This window comes from Pseudoxanthomonas sp. Root65 (assembly GCF_001427635.1).
Classification (GTDB): domain Bacteria; phylum Pseudomonadota; class Gammaproteobacteria; order Xanthomonadales; family Xanthomonadaceae; genus Pseudoxanthomonas_A.
In genome coordinates this window covers 21,720-28,029 of sequence record NZ_LMHA01000004.1, presented here as the reverse complement: position 1 = coordinate 28,029, position 6,310 = coordinate 21,720, and the positions used below count along the sequence as shown (strand labels likewise).

The 6,310-nt window shown below is 60.2% G+C and carries 4 protein-coding genes; 1 reads left to right on the top strand and 3 read right to left on the bottom strand.

Annotation, left to right across the window (positions count from 1 at the left end):
- Positions 1-432: 432 nt before the first annotated feature.
- Positions 433-2,214, bottom strand: a complete 1,782-nt coding sequence (locus ASD77_RS17520) for a hypothetical protein (RefSeq protein ID WP_055945188.1) — start codon at positions 2,212-2,214, stop codon at positions 433-435.
- Positions 2,215-2,531: 317 nt separating this feature from the next.
- Between ASD77_RS17520 and ASD77_RS17515 the strand changes: the two genes are divergently transcribed.
- Positions 2,532-4,739 carry a hypothetical protein gene (locus ASD77_RS17515; RefSeq protein WP_156383734.1) on the top strand — a complete coding sequence of 736 codons (2,208 nt, stop codon included), beginning with the start codon at positions 2,532-2,534 and terminating at the stop codon, positions 4,737-4,739.
- A 105-nt stretch (positions 4,740-4,844) separates the two neighbouring features.
- Here the strand turns inward: ASD77_RS17515 and ASD77_RS17955 are convergent, their stop codons facing one another.
- Positions 4,845-5,471, bottom strand: coding sequence for a GNAT family N-acetyltransferase (locus tag ASD77_RS17955; protein WP_082563428.1), 627 nt, complete (start codon positions 5,469-5,471; stop codon positions 4,845-4,847).
- Between the two features lie 74 nt (positions 5,472-5,545).
- Positions 5,546-6,187 (bottom strand): response regulator transcription factor, encoded by a 642-nt coding sequence (locus tag ASD77_RS17510; protein ID WP_055945181.1) that lies wholly within the window; start codon positions 6,185-6,187, stop codon positions 5,546-5,548.
- Positions 6,188-6,310 lie beyond the last annotated feature (123 nt).

Genomic DNA, 6,310 nt, shown 5'->3' with positions numbered 1-6,310 from the left:
GGGTATCGGTGTAGTAGATCCTCTGCCTGCGCTTCACCCGCAACACTCCTGCTGCCTATGCAGCTATCCGTGTGTTGCGTCGATCATATGAATCCGCGACCCAGAGCGAACATCGCCACCTGTCGCAGGGCAGCGCACCCTGGCTCGCGTCATCCGCGTGTCTCTTGTTGGTCAGCTTTCTTGGCCGGAGCCTTCAGCCTAATGTCGATGCGTATCGAATGGTAGGTCGCCGCTCCGCCTCTGGTCTATTAAATGCACCCGCATAGGACAATCACTTGAGCTCCAAAGAGTGCTTGAGGAAGAAAAAAAGGTGGGGGCGTATTCACCCGGTAGAGGAGCCCCCAAGTATCTCAATGTCCACTTCCTAGTACTGACGATCACTTCTGCTGAGGCTATTTGCTGATGGCGCAATCAGTAGGGCTGAGTTGAGCCCTACGGAAGCACTGGACGCGACTGACACTCCGCCTTAATGCGGAATAACGATGCCGGGAGTTTGGTGGCCAGAAAGGCTGGCAATTGCAGTGCCCGGTGGCGTACGTGCCAAAGATAGACGCAGGTCGAGCGGGGCTCTGCAGCCAGCGCGGTTCGCTGTTTCACTGCGCGCGGTGAGTTTGTCGGCGCCGACATCCATACTGTTGCTGCACCCAGTCTCGGTATGGTGGAGATATTCGGCGCCGTACTCAGTGTTGGTATGACTGCCGTTCCCGACAGCACTGACGATGCTGGACCAGATGCGAAGGATGATGTCGTCGCGCGCAGCGCGTCGCGGTTGGGAATCAAGGGCATGGACCCATGAACTAGAATCGGCGCGGACACGATTTCGCTTCTTTCCAGAGCGCCAATGGCGATCGACTGTGTTGGCCTCGAACGAGCCTGTGGCTGGTCCAGAATGACTTTCGCTCGCGTGGGTGGATCGAAGAGCGGCAATCGTTGCGGCGAAGGGAACGGAGTGCCGGGAGCGTCCGGAGGCATGACGTTGCCGTTGCCGATCAACGGGCTGCCGTCGGCGGGACGCAGGTTCCGATTCGCGATGTCGGTGAGTCGGGGGTCATCCCCCCGCAGCGTTCGGCCCCATTCGGGACTGCCAGGCACGCCTTTCGCAGTGGTCTGCACCCAGTTATCGCCGCCCGATACATTTCGGACGCCATCCACCCAAGGGCGCCTATCGGTGAAGCCGCAGCTGGGCGTGTCGACCGAGTTGTTCTCGCCCACAATCGTCGGTGCGCCGCCCGGTTGATAGATGGCGTTGTTGTGCATCTCCAAGCCCCTCAACCCAAGTTGCACGTAGATGGCGTTCGAATTGCCGGGGCGATCAATGAGCACTGTGTTGTTCACCATCCGCACCAGACCGCGGCTACGGCCATTGAGATCGCCACCCAGACGGATCGCATGGCTCCAGCTGGATTTGTGCACGATCACGTTGCCGAGCAGCTCCGAATCGCCGGCAATCGGCGGGGGTGTACCGTTCGACCAGGCTGCGCAATCCGGCCCGATGAGTTCGATCTCCTGATAGAAAGAATTCTCGAACCAGTTGTAGTGGATCTCGTTGCGGTTGTGCCGGCTCTTCAGCAGATTGCCGCCTTTTCCGTCATGGATGTAGTTGAAGCGCATGCGGAAGATGGCGCCAGGATAGCGCTCGGTATCGGCCGTCACGTAGATGGGGTGACGTTGATCGTTGGCGCCGGCATTGAATATTTCGCTGTATTCCAGCGTAAGCGATCCTGCATTGTGGTCGGCAGCAATCAGCCCGTGAGCCGGACAGTCGCGGATAATCAAGTCGCGCAATACCAGATCGTGCGCTTCGCTGAAAACGCAACTCTTCTTTCCGCCGCCACCGCCGGTGATCTCAAAGCCCTCGAACACCACGTGATTGGACTGCTCGAACTTGATCACGTGGTCGCCGCTGCCCATCGTCAGCATGGGACGCTTGCCGTTGATCGCCAGACCCACGATCCGCACGGGATTGCCGGGTGCGCCACCATCATCGCTACGCATTTTGATGCCGACATCGCCCGAGCTCGTGTAGGTGGCATTGCCGTCCACCTCAACGATGTCGCCTGGTTTGAGGTCGACATTGGCTGCGGAGAAGAGCGCGGAAAGAGACGGGTACTGCTTGCCGGAGCCGGCGGGTCCCACCGTGTACTTGGCGGCGATGGCTGGGGCGGCCGGTGCGCTGAGCAGCAGGGCGAGCGTCCAGAGAGATCGAGTACGCATCGTTCTGCTCCATCGTGGGATAGCGGCATTTTTGCGGCTTAGCCCCCGGGCGGCGTACTGCCATTAGTGAGCATTCCTACCTGTCGTATCCGGAAAATGCGGACTGCTTCACGCTCTATGGATGCCGTGGTGCGCCATGCGTGGACCTCCTAACGAAAGACAGGGGAATCCCTGACGGGGCCCATGCTCCACTGCGCCTTGGGATAACCGCATGCTGGGGGAGAACGATGCGTACGCAGGTTGGGGACGTTGTGGGGTGTCGCGTTTCAAAGAGTCGCCGTGGCGGGCTAGGTCTAACGTTGCTTGTCGGGATGGCAATGCTGTTGGCCGCCTGCGGAGGCGGGAGTGGCGATGCGGTGAGCAACGCGGATTCGCCGTCGACCGGATCCGGCCTGGATAGCGCCGGCGACGTCGTGTCTCATGGTCGATCAGGCAGCGCAAGCGCATCGTTATCGGCAGCAGAAGGGCCGATTCCTCATCCGATCCTGTTCGTTACCCAGATTCCGACGCCGGGAGATCCGTTCGCCAGCCGGCTATCCACCTTCGCCAACCATATCCCCAATCTGGATAGCGTTCCGCGAGGGGGCGATCTGATGATCCGCTATCCCAATGGAACGCTCCGCAATCTAACCCAGGAAGCCGGCTTCGGCATGGAGGGGCTGCAGACGGCGGAAGCTATCGCGGTGCGCGAACCCACTGTGCACTGGGATGGCAACAAAGCAATCTTCAGCATGCTGGTAGGCGCAGCACCCAAGCAGTATCAGAGTCCGAAAAGTGTGTGGCAACTGTACGAGGTCACAGGCCTGGCCGCCGGCGCCAACGCTGTCATCACGAAGGTCGCCAATCAGCCTCAAGGCTATAACAATGTGTCGCCGCTGTACGCTAGCGACGATCGCATCCTGTTTACGTCGGATCGCCCAATGGGCGGTCTGGCCCATCTGTACCCGCATCTGGACGAGTACGAGAGTACGCCGACCATCAGCGGCATCTATGCCTTGAACCCGGCCAGCGGCGAACTGAAGCTGCTGAATCACACGCCGAGCGGCGCTTTCACCCCCACCATCGACAGCTTCGGCAGACTGATCTTCACGCGCTGGGATCATCTGCAACGGGATCAACAAGCAGAGGGCGACACCTACAAGCCGCGCAACTACGCCAGTGAGGCTACGGGTGCGGAGAAGTTGCCGCAGCAGAATGAGACGTTCCCGGAGTCCAGAAACGGAATGGAAAGCCCTTACGGCGACGTCAACGGCTTCACGACGAACCTGTTCACGCCGTGGCAGATGAACCAGGATGGCACCGGTGAGTTGACGCTCAATCACATCGGCAGACAGGAGCTGGCATACCTGGGGTATGTCGGCAGGACATTCGTCGAGGATCCCTCGCTCAGGGATGGATCGAACGATCCACCGCTGTTCCAGAACAGGAAACAGATCCGCGAGGATGGCGGCATCTTTCATGTGCGCGAGGATCCCTCCGAGGCAGGAACCTATTACGGCATCTACGCGCGCGAATTCGGCTCGCTCACGACGGATCAGATCGTCAGGTTCAATGGCGGTCCATCGCTCAATGCCGAGCAGATGGTTTTCTCCAATGCGACGCCCGCCAATCTCAACGGAGGGCGCTATCGCAATCCGCTGCCGATGTCGTCTGGCCACATCGTGGCGTCGTACACAATGAGTCCCGTCGTGAGACAGGGAATCGATCTGCGTCTGCATGCGATGACAAGAAACGGCGATGGAACGCTCGCGCTCGGCGATCCGCTGACGTCCGGCATCCACAAGACCATTTCCTGGTGGAGTCCGGATGCCAAGCTGAACTTCAGTGGCAATCTCTGGGAAATCGAGCCGGTCGAGGTAGTGGCCAGGCAGCGTCCTGCACCTGCGATATCGACGATCGATCCCATCGAAAAGGCGGTGCTTGTGGAGGAAAACGTCGATGAAGCCGCACTGCGCGCGTGGCTGGTCGCCAACAAGCTTGCACTGATCGTTACCCGCAATCAGACCAGCCGCGATCGCGGCGACAAGCAGCAGCCGTTCAATCTCGGCGTTCCGGGCGGAGTAAAGACGGTCGGCAATACGGGAAAGGTCTACGCCATCCAGCACTACCAGATCCTGCAAGGCAACCAGGTCAGGAGCTATGACAACTTCAACAAGGGGCGGCGCACCATTGCGCAACCGATGGAGGGCTCGCTCAATCCACAGAATCCCGGCGGCCCCGCCGGCAGCGTTAGGATCGCCGCTGACGGTTCCACGGCGGCCTTTGTTCCGAGCAATCGCGCGTTGACATGGCAGACCACCGACAGCGCAGGTGAACCGATCGTGCGAGAGCGCGTCTGGGTCACCCTGCAGTCTGGCGAGATCCGAACCTGTGCGGGCTGCCATGGCGAGAACTCCAGAAACCAGGCCGGACATGGCGCGCCGCTCAACAAACCGGAGGCGCTACGGGAGATTCTGAGGTACTGGAAGCAGCGTGAGAGTGGACCCATCAGGGTGAATGGCTCCCAGCCACTCGTCAGGCAGTGAACGGGCGCGGCGGGCGGAAATTATCGCTCGCCCGTGGCCCGCATTTCGGGCACGCAGCGCGTCAAACGATGCAATGTGCGTGCATGTCGCGCAGGGACAGGCCGGTCATGCCCAGAGCGGCCTGGCCGGAGAGGTCTCAAGCTCGCTGGCGAACGAGCGCAAAGTAGGCGCCGAGCGGGAGAGCCTGAAAAGACAGCGCGATGCAGATAGCGTATCGCCCTGTATGCCCGAATTCCTGAGTGCCGGATCGTCATCGCGCATTCCCAGGCGCTGCAAAACCCGCTGCGATCTAAGGTCTCTGATATCCGCAAAGGCAACGATCTCGTCCAGAAGCAGATTGTCGAATCCTGCCCTGACGGCCGCCAAGGCCGCTTCGGTAGCGAAGCCATTTCCCCAATGGGCAAACGCGAATCTCCAGTTGACCTCGATGCAGGGTGAGTGCGTGGCATTAAGGTTTGGGGCGTTGAGTCCGGCGAAGCCAATCCATTCACGCGTGTCCTTGCGCTCGACTGCCCACAGCCCCCATCCGAACCGGCTTATATGATCGCGCCAGCCATCCATCGCGCTTGCGCTCTGGTAGGAAGTGAGCGTCGGGGAACGTCTCATGACGCGAGGATCCGCATTCATCGCGGCCAGCGGACCGATGTCCGCCGATCGCCACTGACGGAGCTGCAATCGCTCTGTGAGGAAATGGGCGGGAAAGCGTAGATAGGTTGGATGACGGCTCAGCATGGCCTGGCAATGGGTTTCGGTGGACGCAAAGGTCTTGCAGACCAGCCGAACCTTTTATCGTTCGGATGACGCGATCATTCGAATCCGATCAAACCTTCGCGATGCGCCAGGAGTGCCGCCTGAGTACGGTCCGCTACACCGAGCTTGTCGAGGATCTGGCTGACGTAGCCTTTGATCGTTCCTTCGGTGAGTTCCAGGTTCCGTGCGATCTGCTTATTGCTTTGTCCCTCGGCCAGCAGGGCGAGAACAGAGCGTTCGCGCGCCGTGAATCCGTCCACAGTCGAGCGCCTACGCCGGATCCAGTCCAGCATCTGACGCTGCGCCTGCGGATGCAGCCAGGCATAGCCCGCGCTTACTTCGCGAACGGCGCGGATAAGATCCGCACGCAGCGCATCCTTGAGCAGGTATCCGGTAGCCCCCGCCGCGAGCGCGTCCCTCACTTGCGAGTCTTCGGCATAGCTGGTGAATACGAGAATGTGAGCCTCGGGCCGCAAGCGCTTTATGCCGGATATGGTTTCCACTGGCCCCGCACCAGGCATTTTCATATCGAGAACGACCAAGTCAGGAGCTACCTGCGAGACCAACTGGAGGGCTCTAGGGCCGTCTTCGGCTTCGCCCACGATGTCGATATCATCCTGTTGCTCGAGCAGTCCCCGTAGTCCCTCGCGTACCACGGCGTGATCGTCCGCCAGGAGTACCCTGATGATCTCTTTCATTGATGGCCCCCCTCCGCCATTGAAACTGTGAAGAACCGTGAGAGCGCAAGCTCCCACCGGCCAGACAAGCCTTTGTTATCGCCGGTCCTGCAGAGACTGACGGATACCCCATCTACTCTTTAT

Excerpts from the sequence above, each read along its gene's own strand:
- ASD77_RS17515 (WP_156383734.1), top strand. The coding sequence starts at position 2,532 with ATGCTGTTGGCCGCCTGCGGAGGCGGGAGTGGCGATGCGGTGAGCAAC.
- ASD77_RS17955 (WP_082563428.1), bottom strand. The coding sequence starts at position 5,471 with ATGCTGAGCCGTCATCCAACCTATCTACGCTTTCCCGCCCATTTCCTC.
- ASD77_RS17520 (WP_055945188.1), bottom strand. The coding sequence starts at position 2,214 with ATGCGTACTCGATCTCTCTGGACGCTCGCCCTGCTGCTCAGCGCACCG.
- ASD77_RS17510 (WP_055945181.1), bottom strand. The coding sequence starts at position 6,187 with ATGAAAGAGATCATCAGGGTACTCCTGGCGGACGATCACGCCGTGGTA.